Source organism: Microvirga pakistanensis (assembly GCF_004458765.1).
In the GTDB taxonomy this organism is placed as follows: Bacteria; Pseudomonadota; Alphaproteobacteria; order Rhizobiales; family Beijerinckiaceae; genus Microvirga; species Microvirga pakistanensis.
In genome coordinates, this window is record NZ_SPJX01000570.1 from 1 (window position 1) to 223 (window position 223).

The window sequence follows — 223 nt, forward strand, 5'->3', positions numbered from 1 at the left end:
AGCGCGGGCGGGCGGGTTGGCCACGAAGTACTCCGCGTAGACGCTGTTGAAGCTCCAGAAGTCGCGCGGATCATCAAGCCAGACGCCGACGCGCACAACATCCTCCAGCTCCTAGCCGGCTTCCTTGAGGATCGCGATCATGTTCTCAATGGCTTTGCGGCTCTGGGCAATGATGCCGCCAGGCACGATCTCGCCCTTTTCCATCGGCACCTGGCCGGAAACA

General features: G+C 61.9%; 1 pseudogene. It reads right to left on the bottom strand.

What is annotated here, in order from left to right:
• Positions 1–223, bottom strand: a pseudogene (locus E4K09_RS30485) (RidA family protein); the annotation flags it as partial.